The organism is Streptomyces sp. NPDC001410 (genome assembly GCF_042895235.1).
Lineage (GTDB): Bacteria > Actinomycetota > Actinomycetes > Streptomycetales > Streptomycetaceae > Streptomyces.
Genome location: NZ_JBIAWE010000015.1, coordinates 23,375 through 41,486, shown reverse-complemented (window position 1 = coordinate 41,486; position 18,112 = coordinate 23,375). Strand labels below are relative to the sequence as shown.

General features: G+C 71.5%; 16 protein-coding genes. 7 read left to right on the top strand and 9 right to left on the bottom strand.

All coding sequences use genetic code 11. The features are described 5' to 3' along the window. Window positions 1-6 precede the first annotated feature (6 nt). A complete protein-coding gene (locus ACFY3C_RS30160) occupies window positions 7-1,404 on the bottom strand; it encodes a hypothetical protein (RefSeq protein WP_390772995.1) in 1,398 nt (465 codons plus the stop codon). Between the two features lie 324 nt (window positions 1,405-1,728). On the opposite strand from ACFY3C_RS30160, the gene ACFY3C_RS30155 reads away from it, so the two are divergent. Beyond that, the gene (locus ACFY3C_RS30155; RefSeq protein ID WP_386575481.1) at window positions 1,729-2,514 is read left to right on the top strand and encodes a putative protein N(5)-glutamine methyltransferase; all 786 of its coding nucleotides are present in this window, start codon (window positions 1,729-1,731) and stop codon (window positions 2,512-2,514) included. Between the two features lie 4 nt (window positions 2,515-2,518). On the opposite strand, the gene ACFY3C_RS30150 is transcribed toward ACFY3C_RS30155, so the two are convergent. Beyond that, a complete protein-coding gene (locus ACFY3C_RS30150; RefSeq protein WP_390772994.1) occupies window positions 2,519-4,585 on the bottom strand; it encodes a SpoIIE family protein phosphatase in 2,067 nt (688 codons plus the stop codon). Between the two features lie 285 nt (window positions 4,586-4,870). On the opposite strand from ACFY3C_RS30150, the gene ACFY3C_RS30145 reads away from it, so the two are divergent. The 4 genes from ACFY3C_RS30145 (at window position 4,871) to ACFY3C_RS30130 (ending at window position 8,994) form a co-directional block, all read left to right on the top strand. Next, window positions 4,871-5,755: a hypothetical protein gene (locus ACFY3C_RS30145; protein ID WP_390772993.1), complete on the top strand. Its 885-nt coding sequence runs from the start codon at window positions 4,871-4,873 to the stop codon at window positions 5,753-5,755. 136 nt (window positions 5,756-5,891) lie between these two features. Beyond that, a complete protein-coding gene (locus ACFY3C_RS30140; RefSeq protein WP_386575486.1) occupies window positions 5,892-6,260 on the top strand; it encodes a hypothetical protein in 369 nt (122 codons plus the stop codon). 115 nt (window positions 6,261-6,375) lie between these two features. Continuing rightward, window positions 6,376-8,391 (top strand): FAD-dependent oxidoreductase, encoded by a 2,016-nt coding sequence (locus ACFY3C_RS30135; RefSeq protein ID WP_390772992.1) that lies wholly within the window; start codon window positions 6,376-6,378, stop codon window positions 8,389-8,391. Window positions 8,392-8,421: 30 nt separating this feature from the next. Continuing rightward, on the top strand, window positions 8,422-8,994 hold the full coding sequence (locus ACFY3C_RS30130; protein WP_386575488.1) for a PadR family transcriptional regulator: 573 nt from the start codon (window positions 8,422-8,424) through the stop codon (window positions 8,992-8,994). A 10-nt stretch (window positions 8,995-9,004) separates the two neighbouring features. Here ACFY3C_RS30130 and ACFY3C_RS30125 read toward each other — a convergent pair whose 3' ends face one another. The 3 genes from ACFY3C_RS30125 to ACFY3C_RS30115 all read right to left on the bottom strand — a co-directional run bounded on the left by ACFY3C_RS30125 (window position 9,005) and on the right by ACFY3C_RS30115 (window position 12,132). Continuing rightward, window positions 9,005-9,544, bottom strand: a complete 540-nt coding sequence (locus ACFY3C_RS30125; RefSeq protein WP_386575489.1) for a hypothetical protein — start codon at window positions 9,542-9,544, stop codon at window positions 9,005-9,007. A 183-nt stretch (window positions 9,545-9,727) separates the two neighbouring features. Further along, window positions 9,728-10,714, bottom strand: coding sequence for a fibronectin type III domain-containing protein (locus tag ACFY3C_RS30120; RefSeq protein ID WP_390772991.1), 987 nt, complete (start codon window positions 10,712-10,714; stop codon window positions 9,728-9,730). 302 nt (window positions 10,715-11,016) lie between these two features. Continuing rightward, on the bottom strand, window positions 11,017-12,132 hold the full coding sequence (locus tag ACFY3C_RS30115; protein ID WP_390772990.1) for a glycosyltransferase: 1,116 nt from the start codon (window positions 12,130-12,132) through the stop codon (window positions 11,017-11,019). A gap of 845 nt (window positions 12,133-12,977) precedes the next feature. Here ACFY3C_RS30115 and ACFY3C_RS30110 point away from each other — a divergent pair. Beyond that, complete coding sequence (locus ACFY3C_RS30110) at window positions 12,978-13,226, top strand: hypothetical protein (protein WP_390772989.1); 249 nt, start codon at window positions 12,978-12,980, stop codon at window positions 13,224-13,226. A gap of 266 nt (window positions 13,227-13,492) precedes the next feature. Next, window positions 13,493-14,254, top strand: coding sequence for a glycoside hydrolase family 75 protein (locus tag ACFY3C_RS30105; protein WP_390772988.1), 762 nt, complete (start codon window positions 13,493-13,495; stop codon window positions 14,252-14,254). A gap of 68 nt (window positions 14,255-14,322) precedes the next feature. On the opposite strand, the gene ACFY3C_RS30100 is transcribed toward ACFY3C_RS30105, so the two are convergent. The 4 genes from ACFY3C_RS30100 to ACFY3C_RS30085 all read right to left on the bottom strand — a co-directional run bounded on the left by ACFY3C_RS30100 (window position 14,323) and on the right by ACFY3C_RS30085 (window position 18,075). Next, window positions 14,323-14,733, bottom strand: coding sequence for a PTS-dependent dihydroxyacetone kinase phosphotransferase subunit DhaM (locus ACFY3C_RS30100; protein WP_390772987.1), 411 nt, complete (start codon window positions 14,731-14,733; stop codon window positions 14,323-14,325). Continuing rightward, complete coding sequence (dhaL, locus tag ACFY3C_RS30095; RefSeq protein ID WP_390772986.1) at window positions 14,726-15,337, bottom strand: dihydroxyacetone kinase subunit DhaL; 612 nt, start codon at window positions 15,335-15,337, stop codon at window positions 14,726-14,728. Before dhaL ends, ACFY3C_RS30100 begins: the two co-directional genes overlap by 8 nt. A gap of 46 nt (window positions 15,338-15,383) precedes the next feature. Next, the gene (gene dhaK / locus ACFY3C_RS30090) at window positions 15,384-16,376 is read right to left on the bottom strand and encodes a dihydroxyacetone kinase subunit DhaK (RefSeq protein WP_386575499.1); all 993 of its coding nucleotides are present in this window, start codon (window positions 16,374-16,376) and stop codon (window positions 15,384-15,386) included. Window positions 16,377-16,578: 202 nt separating this feature from the next. Then, complete coding sequence (locus tag ACFY3C_RS30085) at window positions 16,579-18,075, bottom strand: ATP-binding protein (RefSeq protein WP_390772985.1); 1,497 nt, start codon at window positions 18,073-18,075, stop codon at window positions 16,579-16,581. Between the last annotated feature and the right edge of the window lie 37 nt (window positions 18,076-18,112).

Here is an 18,112-nt window from a genome sequence, read left to right as displayed (position 1 = left end):
GTGAATTCAGCGGAGGAAGGTCGCCTGGCGAGGGCGTCGGCGGTGGTGCCGGGCGGCGCGACGTTTCGGATCGACAGGGGCGGGGCCGGGACCGACGAGACCCGCCCGGTAGAGCCCGTACGTGATCTTCCGGGCCGCGGCCGCCTCCAGCTCACCCCGCAGGGAACCGTCACGCAGCAGCGCGTCGGGACCCAGCAGACCCTCGACCACGGCCAGCGCGCCCGCGGTGTCGCCGTGGTCCAGGCGTTCGCGGACACCCGTGAGGCAGTCCGGACGCCGGTGCGCCTCGTCGATGGCCTGCAGACAGGGGAGCGGCGGTCCGCCCAGCGCGACCAGCAGGTCCTCCCGCCGGATCTCCTCCGGAGCGTGGTCCAGCGGGGCCAGCACGCCGTCGACCAGGCCGATCCGGTGCCGGGCTCCCCGGCACTCCACGAGCCGAGGTTCCCCTGCCCGGTCGGGACGGCGTGGGGGACCGGACGGCGCGTGCTCCGGCACGAGTGCGGACGCGACCAGCGGGTGCAGGCGGTCGGGTTCGAGCAGACCGGCCCGCAGCAGCTCCAGATCCGGCAGGACCCAGGTCGCCGCGTCCGGCAGGACGGGCAGCGCGGACATGCTGCCCTTGGGCAGCGACGCCGCGACCCGCAGGGCAGCCGGAGCCCCGTGGTCGCCGTTCGCGACCAGGTCCAGCACCAGTCGGCGCCGGCCGCCGAGCCGCACGACGAAGGTGCCGGCGGACCGCCCCTCGGCATCGAGCAGGACGGCCGCCTCGGCCGCCCACAGGCCTGAGGCACAGCCGACACCCGGCGGCACCAGGTCCGGCAGCTCCAGGTCCGGCAGCTCCGGGTCCGTCACCGGTCCGTCGGCTCCCGACCGCTCCCGCAGCTCACCGGCCCGGCGCGCATCCCACAGGTGCCGGTGCAGATCGAGCCGGTAGCGCCGGCTGGGGCGCGGATGCGGATGCCGGGCGGTGCCCGAAGGGGACCCGTCCCACAGCGCGAGGCCGATCCGCTGACCGGCGTCGGCCCAGGCGGGAGGCGTCCGGGCGACCAGGTGCACCGGGCCGCCCCTGGCCTGCCCCGGGTCGTCGTACCGGGCCAGGGCGAGGGTCAGCCCCGGGCGCAGCAGTCCGTCGGGCGCGATCCTCGGCATGTGCCAGCGCAGCAGGTCGGGAGCGAGGTGGCGGAGGTCGGCGCGGACCCGGGCCGCGAGGTCCCGGCCGTGGTCGCGGGCGACCGAACGCAGATCGAGGTCGACATCGACACCGGCGGCGGCGCACGCCCCCGCCCAGTCCCCGGCACGGCGGCGGACTGTCGCGGTCTCGATCATGGAAGGCGGCACGGCGAACTCGCGCACGCGCAGCCACAAGGAAAGTCGGGAATCCCCGTACGCGGTCTGAGTGAGCATCAGCACTCACCTTGCGCGGACGGGACCCCCGATCTGTCAGCACAGTGAATGGTCATCGTGGCGATCGTAACCGGCCGCACCATGCCGCGCCAGGCAGTTTCGAACTCGGCGCGGATGACGGCCGATGCGGCCACTGGGGTAAGGTGGCCGTCCGGCCGCGCACGGTACGCGGCCACCGGCTGTCGAGGAGGTGAGACCCATTACCGCTGTGTCAGCTGGGGTGCTCTCTCCTTGTGACAGCCTTCTGTGACAGCGCGGACCACCGGCACCGGTGACCGCGAGAGCGCCCTTCGGCTCCAGGTCTCCGAAAGGCTCTCGGCTTCCATGCCCTCCCTGCCCCCGCTCTCCCCTTCCACCGTCGTCTCCGCGCTGCGCGCCGCCGGGTGCGTCTTCGCCGAGGACGAGGCGGAGTTGCTCCTCGCCGCCGCCCGTACCCCCGAGGAACTGTCCGCGATGGTGGACCGGCGCGCCGCCGGACTTCCGCTCGAACTGGTCCTCGGCTGGGCCGAGTTCCACGGTCTGCGGATCGCCGTGGACGAGGGCGTCTTCGTCCCCCGCCGCCGTACCGAGTTCCTGGTCGACCAGGCACTGGCCCAGGCCCCGGGCGCACGGGTCGTGGTCGACCTGTGCTGCGGCTCCGGTGCGCTCGGCGCGGCCCTGGCCGCCGCGCTGGGTGCTGTTGAGGTGCACGCCGCCGACATCGACCCGACGGCCGTACGCTGCGCCCGCCGCAACCTCGCCCCCTACGACGGCCGGGCCCACGTGGGCGACCTGTTCGACGCCCTGCCCACCGGCCTGCGGGGCCGCGTCGGCATCCTCACGGCCAACGTCCCCTACGTCCCCAGCGCCGAGGTGGCGTTCCTGCCGGCGGAGGCCCGCGACCACGAGCCGCAGACCGCCCTCGACGGCGGCGCGGACGGCCTCGACGTGCTGCGCCGGGTGGCCGCCGGGGCCCCGCAGTGGCTGGCGCCCGGCGGCTGCCTCCTGACCGAGACCAGCGAACGCCAGGCGCAGGCTGCCATGGAGGCGTTCACGCGAGCCGGTCTGACGCCCCGTCTGGCGGTGGCGGAGGAGGCGTACGCGCACGTGGTGATCGGCGTGCAGGAGTAGCAGCTCACTCCAGTTCCTGGGCCCGGGCGATGAGCAGGGCCACGTCGTCGTGGTTGTCGGGGTGGTGCAGCGTCCGCAGGAGCAGGTCGCAGGCCTCCTCCAGGGGGCGGGCGGGGTCACCGAGCAGGGACAGCAGGAAGTCCAGGCGTTCGTCCAGGGAATGGCAGCGGGTCTCGACCAGCCCGTCGGTGTAGAACACCAGCTCGTCGCCCGGCTCGAAGTCGACCGTCACGGTGGAGAACTCGACCCCGCCCACGCCCAGCGGGACCCCGGTGGGCAGGTCGAGCAGCTCCGGCGGGTGACCGGGACGCACCCGGGCCGGGGGCAGATGGCCGGCATTGGCGATCCGGCACTGCCGCAGATGCGGGTCGTGGACGGCGTACACGCAGGTGGCGATCGAGTGGTCCAGGGCCGAGGTCGTCTTGTCCAGGTGCTCCAGCAGCACCGCCGGGTCGAGGCCGAGCGAGGCCAGCGTGGTGGTCGCGGTGCGCAGCCGGCCCATCGTGGCGGCGGCGCTGATGCCGCTGCCCATCACGTCGCCCACCACGAGCGCGGTGCGGCCGCCCTCCAGCGGGATGACGTCGAACCAGTCGCCGCCGACCTCGCTGGTGGCGCCCGCGGGCTGGTAGCGGGAGGCCACCTCCAGGCCCGTCGTGACCGGCGGATGGCTGGGCAGCAGGCTGCGCTGCAGGGTGAGCGCGGTGTTGCGGGCGTTCTGGTACCAGCGGGCGTTGTCGATCTGCACGGCCGCGCGGGCCGCCAGCTCCCGGGCCAGCAGGACGTCGTCCTCGTCGAAGGGCGCCGGATTGCGGGTCCGCTTGAGGTCGAGGGCGCCCAGCACCTCGCCGCGGGCGATCAGCGGCACGGCCAGATACGAGTGCAGGCCCGCCCGGCCCAGCAGCACCGCCGACTCGGGGGAGCGGGCGATGCGCGGCAGGTCGTCGTCCTTGACATGCGGCACCAGCACCGCCTCACCCGTACGGACGCACTCGGTGACCAGCCGGTCGGGCCCGTACGTGGCGATCCGGCCCGGAGCGTCGGCGGCCCGGACGGCGTCCGACTCCTGCTCGGCGCGCAGCGCCAGGGCCCGGATCACCGCGGGCTCCGAGGGGCCGAGCGTGCTGGGCCGGCCCTCCACGACGGCGTCCAGCAGGTCGACGGCGGCCACGTCGGCCAGCGCGGGCGCGGCGACCTCGGCCAGCTCGAACGCGGTGCGCTCCAGCTCCAGCGTCGTACCGATCCGGGCGGAGGCGTCGGCGATGACGGCGAGCCGACGCCGCGCCTTCTCGGTCTCGATACGTCCGCGGTAGGCCTCGGTGATGTCCACGACCGAGGCCGCGACGCCGAGCACCGTGCCCACCGAGTCCTCCAGCCGGTAGAGCGAAACCGACCAGGCGTGGTCCTCGTCCGGATCGGCCGGGGTCCGGCCGATGGTGGACTGGGCGACGAGGGGCACCCCGGTCTCCATGACCCGGCGGGCCGCGCCTTCCAGGGCGTCGACGTCCAGCAGCGGCAGCATCTCGCCGACGGTCCGCCCGACGTGCTCCTCGGCGGGGATGCCGTTGATCTCCGCCAGGGCCGGGTTGACCGAGACGTACCGCAGGTCCGTGTCGAACACGGCGAATCCGATCGGCGACTGCTTCACCATCCGCTCGGACAGCGCCACGTCCTGTTCGAGGCGGCGCACCGTGGACCGGTCGGCCGCGAGCCCCAGCGCGTACACGTCGCCCTGGTCGTCCAGCAGGCGCATGTTGCGGAACTCCACCAGCCGCGTGCCGCCGCCCTTGACCCGGACGGGGAACGCCCCGGCCCAGCTCTGACCGGTCCGCATCACGTCGGCGAACAGCTTGCCGACCAGCTCGATGTGCTCGTCGTGCACCATCAGCCGCGCGGCGAACTCCCCGAGCGCCTCCTGCGCCGAGTAGCCGAACAGCTCCTCCGCCTGGGGGCTCCACAGCACGATGCGGCCCTCGGCGTCCAGCACCACCGACGCCACGCTCAGTACGTCGAGCAGCCCGCTCGGACGCACCGGCCCGCCGCCCTCGGCCACCGGAGCCCCGGCTGCACTCATGCCATGCACCGCCTTCGCCCGTCCGCACGGCACGTCGTCCCCCGTGCCGACTCCCCTTGTTCTATCGCGCTCACACCCGACTCTCCGACGCCGCCGCCGACTATCTCCACCATCTCTCAACACGGCTGCGGACGTCCGCCGAAGTAACCACCCCCGTGACCGGTCGGCAAGTCCCCGGGCGCAGGAGAGTTCACGCTGATGTCGTTCATTGGTCTGTACATGACCATCAGGCCCCGCCAGACTGTCCGCCGACCGAGTGCCCCACCCCCGTTCGAGGAGTCGGCCATGCCCGCGTCCCCGTCCGTCCGGCAACGTTGTCACACCGTCCTCGCCGGACTCGTCACCCTGGCCACCGCCGCCGTCGTGTCCCTCGCCGCACCCGCCCCGGCCTCCGCCGCCGACACCTGGACCGAGACCGGCTCCGACCGCGCCGACCCGCTGACCGAGAGTCAGGGTCTGACCTCGGTGGAGGTCCCGGCGAACAGCCCCAACCGGTACACCGGCATCGGCACCATCCCCATCGGCGTCTCCAGCCGCGGCTGGAACCACGTCGGCGACCCCGACGCCTCGTACAACGGCTACTACATCGAGCCCTACCAGCAGGACTCCGGCAACTCGAAGATGTTCCGCGTGCGGGTACCGGGCGGCGCCTGGTCGGAGTTCGTCCACACGCTCAGCCCCGGCGAGGCCCTGAACAACTCCTGGGACGCGATCTCACCGGACGGCCAGTGGATGCTGGCGGGGGAGTGGGGCACCATGAACCGCCTGCTGGTCTTCCCGACCCCCGGCATCAACCCGAGCACCTCGCCCTCGGCGAACCTCCCGCAGGCCTCCAAGGTCAACCTCGACCACGCCGTGCGCGATGTCCAGGGCTGCGACTTCTCCGGCCCGACGACCCTGCTGTGCTCCTCGGACGACCCGGACGGCTCCCTCTTCGGCATGACCAAGCCGCTGCTCCAGATCGACCTGTCCGCGACCCCGGGCTCGGCAGACGTCTCCGGCCATGTCACCGCCCTGCGCAAGCTGCCGCTGCGCAGCTCCTGCTCGGGCACCTTCGAGACGGAGGGCATCGACTACGACCGCCGCACCGGCATCCTGCGCGTGATCGTCATCTCGCCCGGGTTCTGCGTGCTCACGGACAGCAAGACGTACAAGTTCGCGCGCGGCTGAGCGGCTGAGCCCCCCCCGCCGCCTCCGGTGTCGCGACAGGTGGTGCGTTTCCGGAAAGTGGTGGTTTTCTGGGGAGGTGGCGCGGTGCGCGGGGAGCCCGCGGTATCGCGCCACCGCCATGAGAGGAGCGATCACGATGGCCCCTGAGCGATCGCACGAGGAGTCCGTCTCCCTGGAGATCAGCGGATGCAGCAAGGAAGACGCCCGGATCGTGTTCGACGCGCTGTGCGAGTGCTTCGAGTCCGACCGGTGCGCCGAGGACGTGCCGCAGCAGCTCCATGAAACGCGCCCGATGGTGTGGCTCGGCACCTTCGAGGTCACCGACACCCACGCCTGCAGGCCGCCCGCCCGGCTCGCCGCCTCCGTCGAGGCCGACGCACAGGGCAGCTACTGGGCGATCAACCGGCTCCACCGGACGCTGGACTCGCTCTTCACGGTGCGCAACCTCTCCTCGGCCTCGGGAGACCAGGAAAGGGAGCTGCACATCCTGCTCGAAAGCCGGTGACGTGCCGGTGGTGACAGAGTGATCGGGTTCACCTCCGTGCGTTTATGCAACTAGTTGCACAATGGCTGTGGGGTCCTCTACAACAGAGACCACCACACCGCGCACGGAGGGCCCGATGAGCCGTTACCCGCACCTGATGTCCCCGCTCGACCTGGGATTCACCACCCTGCCCAACCGCGTGCTCATGGGCTCCATGCACGTCGGTCTGGAGGAGGCCGAGCGAGGCTTCGAGCGGATGGCGGCGTTCTACGCGGCCCGCGCGCGCGGCGGAGTCGGGCTCATCGTCACCGGCGGCATCGCACCCAACGACGAGGGGCGGCCCTACGAGGGCGGCGCCAAGCTCACCACCGAGGCGGAGGCCGAACAGCACAAGGCCGTCACCGAGGCCGTGCACCGCGAGGGCGGCCGGATCGCGATGCAGATCCTGCACTTCGGCCGGTACGCCTACCACCAGGACCTGGTCGCCCCGAGCCCGCTCCAGGCCCCGATCAGCCCCTTCGCACCGCGCGAACTGACCGACGCCGACGTCGAGCGCACCATCGACGACTACGCCCGCGCCGCCCGCCTCGCCCGGCAGGCCGGCTACGACGGCGTCGAGATCATGGGCTCCGAGGGCTACCTGATCAACGAGTTCATCGCCGCCCAGACCAACCACCGCACGGACCGCTGGGGCGGCTCGTACGAGAACCGGATGCGCTTCCCGGTCGAGATCGTCCGGCGGGTGCGCGAGGCCGTCGGCGAGGACTTCATCATCGTCTACCGGCTCTCCATGCTGGACCTGGTCCCGGGCGGCTCCTCCCTGGAGGAGGTCGTCACCCTCGCCAAGGCCGTCGAGGCCGCCGGGGCGACGATCATCAACACCGGCATCGGCTGGCACGAGGCGCGCATCCCCACCATCGCCACCTCGGTGCCGCGCGGCGCCTACACCTGGGTCACCAAGAAGCTCATGGGCGCGGTGTCCGTCCCGCTGGTGACGACCAACCGCATCAACACCCCCGAGCTGGCCGAGGAGTTGCTCGCCGACGGCTGTGCGGACATGGTCTCCATGGCGCGCCCGATGCTCGCCGACCCCGACTTCGTCAACAAGGCCGCAGCCGGCACGCCCGAGGCCATCAACACCTGCATCGGCTGCAACCAGGCCTGCCTGGACCACACGTTCAGCGGCAAGATCACCTCCTGCCTGGTCAACCCGCGCGCCTGCCACGAGACGGAACTGGTGCTCTCCCCGACGCGGCTGAAGAAGCGCGTCGCCGTCGTCGGCGCCGGTCCGGCGGGCCTCGCCTGCGCGGTGAGCGCCGCCGAACGCGGCCACGACGTGGTGCTCTTCGACGCCGCGAGCGAGATCGGCGGCCAGCTGAACGTGGCCCGCAAGGTCCCCGGCAAGCAGGAGTTCGACGAGACGCTGCGCTACTTCCGCCACCAGCTCGACGAGCACGGCGTGGACGTACGCCTCGACACCTGGGTCACCACCGAGGACCTGGCCGGCTACGACGAGGTCGTCGTCGCCACCGGCGTCACCCCGCGCACCCCCGAGATCCCCGGCGTCGACCACCCCCGCGTCCTCGGCTACCTCGACGTCCTGCGCGACGGCGCCCCCGTCGGTGACCGCGTCGCCGTCCTCGGCGCCGGCGGCATCGGCTTCGACGTCGCCGAGTACCTCACCGACGGCGGCGACAAGGCGAGCGAGGACCCGCAGACGTACTTCCGCAACTGGGGCGTCGACATGGACTACGCGGCACCGGGCGGCCTCGCCGCGCCGCAGCGGCCGGCCCCGCCGCGCACGGTCCACCTGCTCCAGCGCAAGACCACCAAGGTCGGCGCCGGACTCGGCAAGACCACCGGCTGGATCCACCGCACCGAGCTGAAGCACCGCGGCGTGACCATGGTCCCGGGCGTGCGCTACGACCGCATCGACGACGCGGGCCTGCACATCACCGTCGGCGACGAGAGCACGGTCCTGGAGGTCGACACCGTCGTGCTGTGCACCGGCCAGGAGCCGCGCCGCGGCCTGTACGAGGAGCTGGTCGCCGCCGGGCGCAGCGCCCACCTGATCGGCGGCGCCGACGTCGCGGCCGAACTGGACGCCAAGCGGGCCATCAAGCAGGGCACCGAGGTGGCGGCGGCCCTGTAGGAGCCGTACGCCGGTCCCTAGGATGAGCCCATGTCACTCCCGCACGCCATCCTCATCGCCCTGCTGGAGAAGCCGTCGTCGGGTCTCGAACTGACCCGCCGGTTCGACAAGTCGATCGGCTACTTCTGGTCCGCGACGCACCAGCAGATCTATCGCGAGCTGGGGAAGCTGGAGGGCGAGGGCTACATCCGCACCCTGCCGGCCGAGCAGCCGGCCCGTGGGCAGAAGAAGAGCTACGAGGTTCTGCCCGCGGGCCGCGCCGAACTGGCCCGCTGGACCGCCGCCTCCCAGGACCCCAAGCCGCAGCGGGACATCCTGCTGCTGCGGCTGCGCGCCTCGGCGGTGGTCGGCACGGCAGGCCTCCAGGCCGACCTGCGCCGCCATCTGGAGCTGCACCAGCGGCAGTTGGCCGAGTACGAGGAGATCGAGCGGCGCGACTTCCCGCCGGACCGGGCCGCCCCGGAGGACCGCCTGAGGCATCTGGTCCTGCGGGCGGGCATCGACCTGGAGACCTTCTGGACCCAGTGGCTGACCCACGCCCTGAAGGAGTTCGCCGAACTGCCCGCCGAAGCACCGGAACCGACGGGCGACACGTCCGGCTGACGGGGAGGCCTCAGAGGCGGTACGGCTTCGAGCGCCGGCGCAGGAACCAGGCCGTGCCGACCACGCCCGAGGTCACCAGGGCCACGCCGACGCCCAGGGTCAGCGGGCCGTAGTCGCGGGCCGCGCCGCCGAGGCCGCCCATCACACCGCGCGAAGGGGACGCGGCGCGCGTCGAGGAGGTCGTGGGGGTGGTGGCGGCCGACACGATCACGGACTGACTGCCGGCGGTCACGCCGTTGGAGCACACCACCACGACCGTGTACGTGCCCGGGCTCACGCTCGACCAGGCCGCGGACTGGCTGATGGTCGTGCCCGACAGGGCCACCTGGCGGCCCTGGGCGAAGTTCGCCTGGCCGCTGCTGAGCAGCGAGGCGGTGCCCCAGCTGCCGTTGTTCTGGACACAGGCGCTGGTGACGACCGAGACCGTGGACCCGGTGGTGCTCACCGAGATGCCCGAGACCGCGGCCGAGGGCCCGGCGAGTGCGGTCGGGAGCGCGGCGGCGGCCGCCAGGGTCAGGCCGGAGCGGAGGAGGAGTCTGGAGTTTCGCATTGGCTGGCCTCCGGCGGCACGGTTGGCGGTCCCATGCGCCGCCGAGGGTCGGGAAACGTCCGTGCTGCCCTCAAGGGCAGCAAACGCGGCCCCGGACCCCGCCGCACGCGGACCGCGCCCGGTCAGGTGACGGGCCGACGGGATTCGCCGGTCCGGTGCGGGCCGACTCCGGCCGACCGACCGTCAGCCGCCCGCGCCCTCGCCAGTGGTCACGGTCCGCTCCGCAGAGAATCCGCCCCAGGTGCCGTCCGGCAGTCGCGCCCGCAGCCGTACCCGGTGCTCCGCCCCCGTGTCCCGCCCGACGTAGAAGCTGTAGCGGGCCCGGCCGCGCGGCGGATCGCCGCCCCACACCAGGGAGGTGGCCGTGGTGCCGTCCAGCCGGATCCGGTACTCGGTGATCATCCCGTCCACGCGTGGCGGATCCCAGGCGAGGTCGATGTAGTAGGCCCCGGCGGACCGGTGGGTCGTGGCGGTGAACCCGGTCGGTGCGGTGTCCCGGCCGTCGTCCGTGCCCGGCGTACCGATCCGGACCGGCGCGCTCGCGGGCGAGAGGTTGTCGGCCGCGTCCCGCGCCCGCACGCTGAAGACGTACAGGGTGCCGGGACGCAGCCCGGTGACCACGGTCGCGGTCTGGCCGCCGCCGACGCTGTGGATCTTCGCGTCGCCCTGGTAGACGTCGTACGACACCACGCCCTTGTCGTCCCGGGAGGCGGCCCAGGACAGCTGGACCGACCGGCTGCCGACCGCCCGCCCGGCCGGCCGCAGCGGGCGGGTCGGCGCCGAGCGGTCCGCCGCCACCACGGCGGGCGTCCGCGCCCGCACCTCGCGGCTCGGCGGCCCGAGCCGGCCGTCCCCGTCCCGGGCCCGCACGGTGAAGACATACACGGTGGACGGCCTGAGCCTGGTGACGTCCACCATGTGCTGCGAGCCCGGTACTTCAGTGACCTTCGTGGGGCCGCGATATACCTCGTAGGTGCGGACCCCGGGCCCGTCCGGCACCGCGTTCCACATGACGTGCACGCTGGTGGCGCTCCCGGCCGCGGCGGTGACACCCGTCGGAGCGCCGGGCGCCCGCCCGCCGTCGCCTTCGGCCGCACCGCTCCAGCCGCAGGACCCGACCAGCACCAGGGCGCCGCAGGCCAGCACGGGCCGGAGGGGAACACGTCGCACGGCGCTGCCTCCCTGGAGACGGCATCACGAGCAAAGGTCCGGACCAATATGGCCCGGCATGTGCGGCCGAAGCAAGGGGGTCGTGTTGGTGACCATGCGCGGGAGTTACGTATGCTGAGGGCTCCCTAGGGCTGAACTCCCCGAGAGAGCAGGGAAGTTCATGCCTGTGGCGCGGAAACGCTGTCGTCGCCGGACCCGCGCCGACATGGGCGGCCGGGGGCCTGGACCGACATCGGCTCAGGCCCCCGGCCCCTGTTGCTTTCTCGGGTTCGCCCGAAGGGTCCGGAAGAAAGGCTCCCGCCCTACTTCCCGCGCTTTGACGTCGTGGCCTTGGGCCGTCCGCGACGGGCGGATCCGCCGAGGGGAGTGCCCAGCACGGCGGAAAGGCGCCGGGTGGCGAATTCGCGGTTGGCGAGCGTCTGCCTGCGGCGGGCGGCGGGCAATTCAGGCATGGCGAGGAGCCGGTCGCATGCTTGATGTGAGCCTGCCGCGTCCCCCACCCAGTACGCACTGATCGAGAACTCGAACAGCATCCCCCATCGGTACACCCAGGGGCTGACGAAAAGCAGGTCGTCCGGCACAGGCCGGTTGAGACCGGTTGCAGCGAAGGCGTATGCCGCCTGGTAGCGGCCCATGGCACGCAGTCGCGAACACAGTTCGAAAGAGGCTTCCAGGCGGTGGGGCCGGGTCTCCTGAGCCTGCACGAGCATGTCCATGGCGCCCGGCCAGTCGCCGGTATCGGCCTTGAGGATGCCTGCCTGGAGCTGGGAGTAGTAGACCTCCTCAGGCCAACCGCCCATCTCGGCGCGACGCTCGTACAGCGCCATGGCCTCCTCCGCCCGGCCCATGTCACGCATGGTCTGGGCCAGGTAGAAGACGGTGCGGGCGTCGTCGGGATCCCGCTCGAGCTCGGCGCTCAGCAGACGTGCGTCGCGCTCGAACTTGTCGTGACGCGATCCTCCGTCGGCGTGGTCCACGATGACCAGAGCGTCGAGAATTGCCTGATCGGCCGGTTCGTCGGTGGTGAGGTACTCGTGCGTGACACCTTCGTAGCGCCAGGCGATGTCGCCTCTGACCAGCCGCTTGATGCGGTACTCGAGCTTGCCTTCGTGTCGCAGCATGTAGGACGCGGCAGTCAAGGGCGGCAGGGGGCTGTCCTGCCGGATCTCCAGGTCGGCATCGAGCAGGAGCAGGTAATCAGCCTTCCCGCGCGCGTGAGCGATGTTCAGGCTGCGGTTGTGACCGAAGTCGACCCACGGCTCCTCGTGAAGTTCGCCGGGGATGCCCCTGAGGGTGTCGCGGATCAGCTCCTGCGTGCCGTCCGAGGATCCCGTGTCGGAGATGACCCAGGTGGTGATCAAGTCGCGAACCGACGAGAGGCAGCGTTCGATGACGCGCGACTCGTTCTTGACGATCATGCAAAGGCAAATGGAAGGATTCACATCATCACCGTTCGCCATGTGAAGGTGCCGGTGACTTTAAGGAAGTGACGGGCCCGCAAGAGCTCCGGCACGCCGGTGTTTGCTCCGTTCAGGGGTCTTCGGGCGGTCGTTGTGCTGATTCGTGAGCGCGCCTGATGTCGTACACCCCACTACTGGCCAAATTATGACCAACAGTTCATAGCGACGCCCAGACAGGTGCTCGACAAGCGGAGCCCCTGTCCCCTGCCGCCGGCCCCGGTCACAGCGTGGAGGTCAAGGCCAGGGAAAGGGGCATGCGCTCGCACCCCCGGGTGCACGAGCAATTCGAACTCAGGAAAGGTCACTTCATGAGTCCTGTCAACAGGGCCCCATTCAAACTCGGCCCGCTTCCGCAGCGGCGCGGACGGCTCGTCGGAGCCGCGGCGACATCGCTGGCCATCGTGGTGCTGGGCCTCTCCAGCCCCGCACTCGCCGGCACCTACACCCCCCGGTCGTCAGCAGTCCTGAAGAGCACGCCCGCGGGGGGCGGCGAGTGCAAGGCCGACAGTGCTTCCCAAAGCGGCGGTGGGGGTCACGACGACTGCAGGGGTAAGACCGGTCCGACGGGTCCGACGGGTCCGACGGGTCCGACCGGGCCCACCGGTCCGACGGGTCCGACGGGCGAGACCGGTCCGACGGGTCCGACGGGTCCGACGGGTCCGACCGGGCCCACCGGTCCGACGGGCGCCACCGGCCCCTGCGTCGACATCGACAGCTACGCTCCCAGCAATTCCGAGGAATTCAGCGCGGCACTCCTCACCGATGGGAGCTACCACGTCGGCCGTCGGCCCCACGACGGCGGCGTGGACCTCGACGGGGACGGCATCACCTTCGAGGCGACCGGGCCCTACGTCTGGCAGAACATCAGTGACGGAGACCCGAACCCCGGCTACCCCGCGAATCCGTGTGCCGTATCCATCACGGCGCAGGGCAACTCGGCCTTCGCCAAGGTGCTCACCACCGACAACACGGTGTATGAGACGCACGGTGACATCCAGGGAGGCACCTTCGTCTGGGACGAGCCCTGGACTCCACTCGTCAACCAACCGTGACGTTCACGGTGAGCGGCTTCCGAGACCGTAAAGCACATCCACGCGTTCAGGGAATGCGGGCCGCTGCAAGGCAGGGCCTGCGCCGCTCCTGATGGGCAACGCTCTGCCGTGCCGGGAGGCATCCTGGCACGGCAGGCGTGCCTGAGCTTGTGCAACTGACTGATGCCGGTTCGGTGCCTGGCCGGCCGTGTCACAGGGTGTCAGGGGGATGCTCCATCCAGCCCCATGGGGGTGGCTGCACTCGCGATTTGGGCAATATGTCCGAAATGTTCTCCAGGAGAGGGTCTCTCAGAGTCCGTGTCCAGTCGCTGAAGCTGGCTGCGGCCGGCGCCGCCCTGCTCACCCCGACGACGCCTCCCGCCGCTGTCGCCCCAGAGCCCGTGGCCCGCAGCGAGGACGCCGTGACCACTGTCGACCCAGGACCCGTGGCCCGCGGCGAGGACGCCGTGACCGGCGCCGCCCTGCTGGACCGGGTACGTAGATGCACCCAGGTTTCCCGGGGCCGGTACCGCACCGACGGCGGTGCCCCCGCGACCGTGCCGGTCTGCGGCACGCGCAAGGCGGTGTTCTGGAAGGCCGACCTGGACGTCGACTGCGACGGACGGTCCACCGCCCGCTGCAACCGCCGCACCGATCCGTACTTCTGCACCGCCACCGCCTACCAGCAGTCCGACGGCCGCCACCTGAACGCAGAGTCCCTGCCCTACATCGTGGTCCCTGCTCCGAGTGGCATCTGGGACCACCGCGCGAACGGTGTCCGGGGCGGCTCCGTGGCGGCCGTGATCTACCGGGACCGGGTGCAGTACGCGGTCGTCGGCGACACAGGCCCGCGTGACATCATCGGCGAGGCCTCCTACGCCACCGCCCGGGCCCTCGGCATCCGGCCCGATCCGCGCAACGGTGGAGTCCCCTCCGGTGTCACGTACATCGTCTTCAAGGACTCCGAGGTCACCCCCATCGAGAACCACCGTGCGGCGGTGGCGACCGGGGAGCGGCTGGCCCGGCAGTTCGTGCAGGCCAAGCGCTGAGGCCGACGGGACGCGAACGGCAGAGCCGTGCCCTGGGCCGCCCGCACCGTGTCGGCCGCCCCGCTCGGTCACACCTTGCGGTAGCTGTACGCCTCCGCTGCCGCCGCCTCCACCGCTTCGAGGTCCGCGCCCGTGGCCGCCGTGACGACCGCCGCCACCGCACCCTCGACGAACGGCGCGTCCACCAGCCGTGCGCCGTCCGGGAGGTCATCGCCCTCGGCGAGCAGCGCCTTCACGGTGAGCACCGCACTGCCGAGGTCGGTGAGGACGGCCACCCCGACCCCGCGGTCCACGGACGCGGCCGCCGCGGAGATCAGCTCGGCGCTGGTGCCGAGCCCGCCCCCCTCGGTGCCGCCCGCCGCGGCGACGGGCACCGCGGTAGCCCCGCCCGCCAGGCCCTTCGCCAGCTCGGCGACGGACGTGGCGACCTCCGCGCTGTGCGACACCAGCACGATCCCGACCAGTTTCCCGTCACTCACCGGACGCCCCCGAAGCCGCTTCTTCCAGTCCGGCGATCAACAGGGCCGACGAGGTGGCCCCCGGATCCTGGTGCCCGATACTGCGCTCGCCGAGATAGCTGGCCCGGCCCTTGCGGGCGAGCAGCGGAATGGTGGCCACCGCACCCTCCTCCGCGGCCGACCGCGCCGCGCCGAAGCCGTCGCCGAGCGCGTCCACGGCGGGGACGAGGGAGTCGATCATGGTCTTGTCACCTGGTGCCGCACCGCCCAGCGCCATCACCCCGTCCACGCCCGCCCTGAGCGCTTCGGCCAGCTGCTTCTCGCTGACCTCGGGGGCGTCCCCGAGCGCCTTGCCGGCCTTGCGCAGCAGGGTGCCGTACAGCGGCCCGGCCGCCCCGCCGACCGTCGAGATGAGTCGGCGCCCGGCCAGGACCAGCACGGCACCCGGGGTGGCCGGCGACTCCTCCTCCAGGCTGGCCAGGACGGCGGTGAACCCGCGCTGCATGTTGCTGCCGTGGTCGGCGTCCCCGATGGCCGAGTCGAGGGCCGTGAGCCGTTCCGCCTCCCGGTCGACGGACGCGGCGGTCGCCGTCATCCAACGGCGGAAGAAATCGGCGTCGAGCACTGGATCTCCTTGCGTCGTAGGGGTGTTGACCGCTTCGTACGCCGTGTCACATCCCCCAGCGCAGTGCCGGGGTCTTCACCGGTGCGTCCCACAGCCGCAGCAGTTCCTCGTCGACCTGGCACAGCGTGACCGAGGCGCCCGCCATGTCGAGGGAGGTGACGTAGTTGCCGACAAGGGTGCGGGCCACGGTCACGCCCCGCTCGCCGAGCACCCGCTGCACCTCGGCGTTGAAGCCGTACAGCTCCAGCAGCGGGGTGGCGCCCATGCCGTTGACCAGGACCAGCACGGGGTTGCGCGGGGGCATGTCCTCCAGGATGGCGTGCACCGCGAAGTCGGCGATCTCCCCGGAGGTCATCATCGCCCGCCGCTCCCGGCCCGGCTCGCCGTGGATGCCGATGCCCAACTCCAGCTCGCCGGAGGGCAGATCGAACGTCGGAGAGCCCTTGGCCGGGGTGGTGACGGCGCTCAGCGCGACACCGAAGCTGCGGGCGTTCTCGTTCACCTGGCGCCCGACGGCCTCCACCCGCTCCAGCGGCTGTCCCTCGGCCGCCGCGGCACCCGCGATCTTCTCCACGAACAGGGTCGCGCCGGTGCCGCGCCGGCCGGCCGTGTACAGGCTGTCGGTCACCGCCACGTCATCGTTGACCAGCACCTTCCCGACCTGGATGCCCTCGTCCTCGGCGAGTTCGGCCGCCATGTCGAAGTTGAGCACGTCACCGGTGTAGTTCTTCACGACGAACAGCACGCCGGCCCCGCTGTCGACTGCGGCCGCGGCGCGCGCCATCTGGTCCGGCACCGGCGAGGTGAACACCTCGCCGGGACAGGCCGCCGAGAGCATGCCCGGACCGACGAATCCGCCGTGCAGCGGCTCGTGCCCCGACCCACCACCCGAGACGAGTGCGACCTGCCCGGCCACGGGAGCGTCCCGGCGGACGATCACCCGGTTCTCCACGTCCACGGTCAGCTCGGGATGTGCGGCCGCCATACCCCGCAGCCCGTCTGCCACCACGGTCTCCGGGACGTTGATCAGCATCTTCATCCGTATCTCCTAAGAAGCCTAGAAGTGGTCTCTGATCTTGATGACAGACGAAGGGAGTCCTGTTCCTCAGTATCGGCCCTGTGGCAGCGAAGGTCATCCTCCGCTGCATGACGGCGATGCCCTCGACGCACTGCTCGCCCTGTTCGGACACAGCATGGGATTCGCCGTTGCCTACGAGGTGGCAGCTGATCCACCGCAGGGGCTACCTGCGTCCGTACAGCCGGTCCATGTCCACGAGTACCACTTGTCCCTGGGCTTCGGCGGTGCGGAGGGCGGGGCTGAAGCCGACGCCGCTGTAGCAGGCCGACCGGGTGCGGGTGGTGTCCTCGCCGCGGTCGGCGAGGATGTCGCGGAGGATGCGGAGACGTTCCAGATGGGTCAGGTCCATGACCTCGTCCCACCGGGCCAGGCCCACGGACAGCAGAGAGCCGTCGCGTACGCCGCCGTGGCCGCGTACGACCACTTCCGCCGCCATGTCCTTGCCTCCGGGGTGTGCCGGGTCGGCCACTGACCCGTGGGCCGCCGAACCGGGTCGGGCGCCGAAGGTGTCCGGGTCGGTGAAGTGGAGGGCCCAGTCGCGGCAGATCTGAGCGAAGTGGGATCGGGCCACCATGGAGTCGAAGTCCGGGCGGGCATGCTTCCAGACCGCGACGGGGTCGTGCTGCGCCAGGGCCGACCGGTGAGGCCGTACGACCGCGTGCTCGAAAGCCAGCAGTGACTCGGTGACGCGCAGTCTGATGAGGCCGGGTCGGAAGGCGTCGGGCTCGCTGTGGAGCAGGCCGTGTTCCCGCAGCAGCCCGAGGCAGCGCGCGGTGTCGGTCAGGGGAGCGCCGAGGCAGTCCGCGACCTGGCCCTGGGTCGAGCAGCCCGTGGCGACGGCGGCGAGGGCGGAGTGGCACAGCGCGCGGTCCTTGTGGTCGATCTCCTCCTGCAGCAGGTGGTACGCCTCGCGGTACAGGGGCTTGCCGGGGTTGAGTACGGTCCTGCACACCCAGGCGTCGAAGTCCTCCCGCCCTGTGGGGGCGTCGTCCTGGACGAAGTCGTGCCGGTACACAGGGGTTCCGCCGACGACGGCGTGGACGAGCAGGGCGAGGACGGGGTCGTCGATGCCCCAGAAGCGTGCCGCCTGGCGGTAGTCGAACGGATGCAGGGTGAGGTGCAGATCGCTCAGTTCGTGCAGTGGGGAGGCGGTGCTGAACAGCCGGTGCATGAGGGGCAGTGAGCTGCCGGTCAACAGGAGGCGTGCATGGCCGGGCCGTCCGCCGTCGTGGTGCCGGTAGGCGCTGTGCAGGATCGAGGGGAGCGAGGGGCTCTGCCGCACCAGGTCGGGGAACTCATCGAGGACGATGGGCGTCGGACGTCGGTCTCCGAGCGCCAGGAGGTCGTCGGTGGCATCCTCCCAACCGTGCCAGTGGGGTGGGGACGGCGCGTTTGTGTACCGGGCCAGCTCATTGGCGAGGTGGCTCAGCGATTCGGTCTGTGTCCCCTGCTGCGCCCCGAAGTAGAAGCCTCCGAGAGCGCCGGTGAGCGCCTCCAGCAAATACGTCTTGCCCTGTCGGAGCCGCCCGCTGACCACCCCCAGGCGGGCCTCGGGCCGGCTGTCACAGGCGAACGCGACGAGTTCCTGCCACTCGGCGTCCCGGTCGAAGACCTTGTGTGGCTTGTCCGGGAGAGGGATGTCGGACGACGGCACGGCCATTCCCCTCGTTCGGTGGTGCTTCCCTTTCCAGTACAAC

Coding starts and splice junctions, on each gene's coding strand:
- ACFY3C_RS30160 (WP_390772995.1), bottom strand. CDS start 1,404: ATGCTCACTCAGACCGCGTACGGGGATTCCCGACTTTCCTTGTGGCTG.
- ACFY3C_RS30155 (WP_386575481.1), top strand. CDS start 1,729: ATGCCCTCCCTGCCCCCGCTCTCCCCTTCCACCGTCGTCTCCGCGCTG.
- ACFY3C_RS30150 (WP_390772994.1), bottom strand. CDS start 4,585: ATGAGTGCAGCCGGGGCTCCGGTGGCCGAGGGCGGCGGGCCGGTGCGT.
- ACFY3C_RS30145 (WP_390772993.1), top strand. CDS start 4,871: ATGCCCGCGTCCCCGTCCGTCCGGCAACGTTGTCACACCGTCCTCGCC.
- ACFY3C_RS30140 (WP_386575486.1), top strand. CDS start 5,892: ATGGCCCCTGAGCGATCGCACGAGGAGTCCGTCTCCCTGGAGATCAGC.
- ACFY3C_RS30135 (WP_390772992.1), top strand. CDS start 6,376: ATGAGCCGTTACCCGCACCTGATGTCCCCGCTCGACCTGGGATTCACC.
- ACFY3C_RS30130 (WP_386575488.1), top strand. CDS start 8,422: ATGTCACTCCCGCACGCCATCCTCATCGCCCTGCTGGAGAAGCCGTCG.
- ACFY3C_RS30125 (WP_386575489.1), bottom strand. CDS start 9,544: ATGCGAAACTCCAGACTCCTCCTCCGCTCCGGCCTGACCCTGGCGGCC.
- ACFY3C_RS30115 (WP_390772990.1), bottom strand. CDS start 12,132: ATGATCGTCAAGAACGAGTCGCGCGTCATCGAACGCTGCCTCTCGTCG.
- ACFY3C_RS30105 (WP_390772988.1), top strand. CDS start 13,493: ATGTTCTCCAGGAGAGGGTCTCTCAGAGTCCGTGTCCAGTCGCTGAAG.
- dhaK (WP_386575499.1), bottom strand. CDS start 16,376: ATGAAGATGCTGATCAACGTCCCGGAGACCGTGGTGGCAGACGGGCTG.
- ACFY3C_RS30085 (WP_390772985.1), bottom strand. CDS start 18,075: ATGGCCGTGCCGTCGTCCGACATCCCTCTCCCGGACAAGCCACACAAG.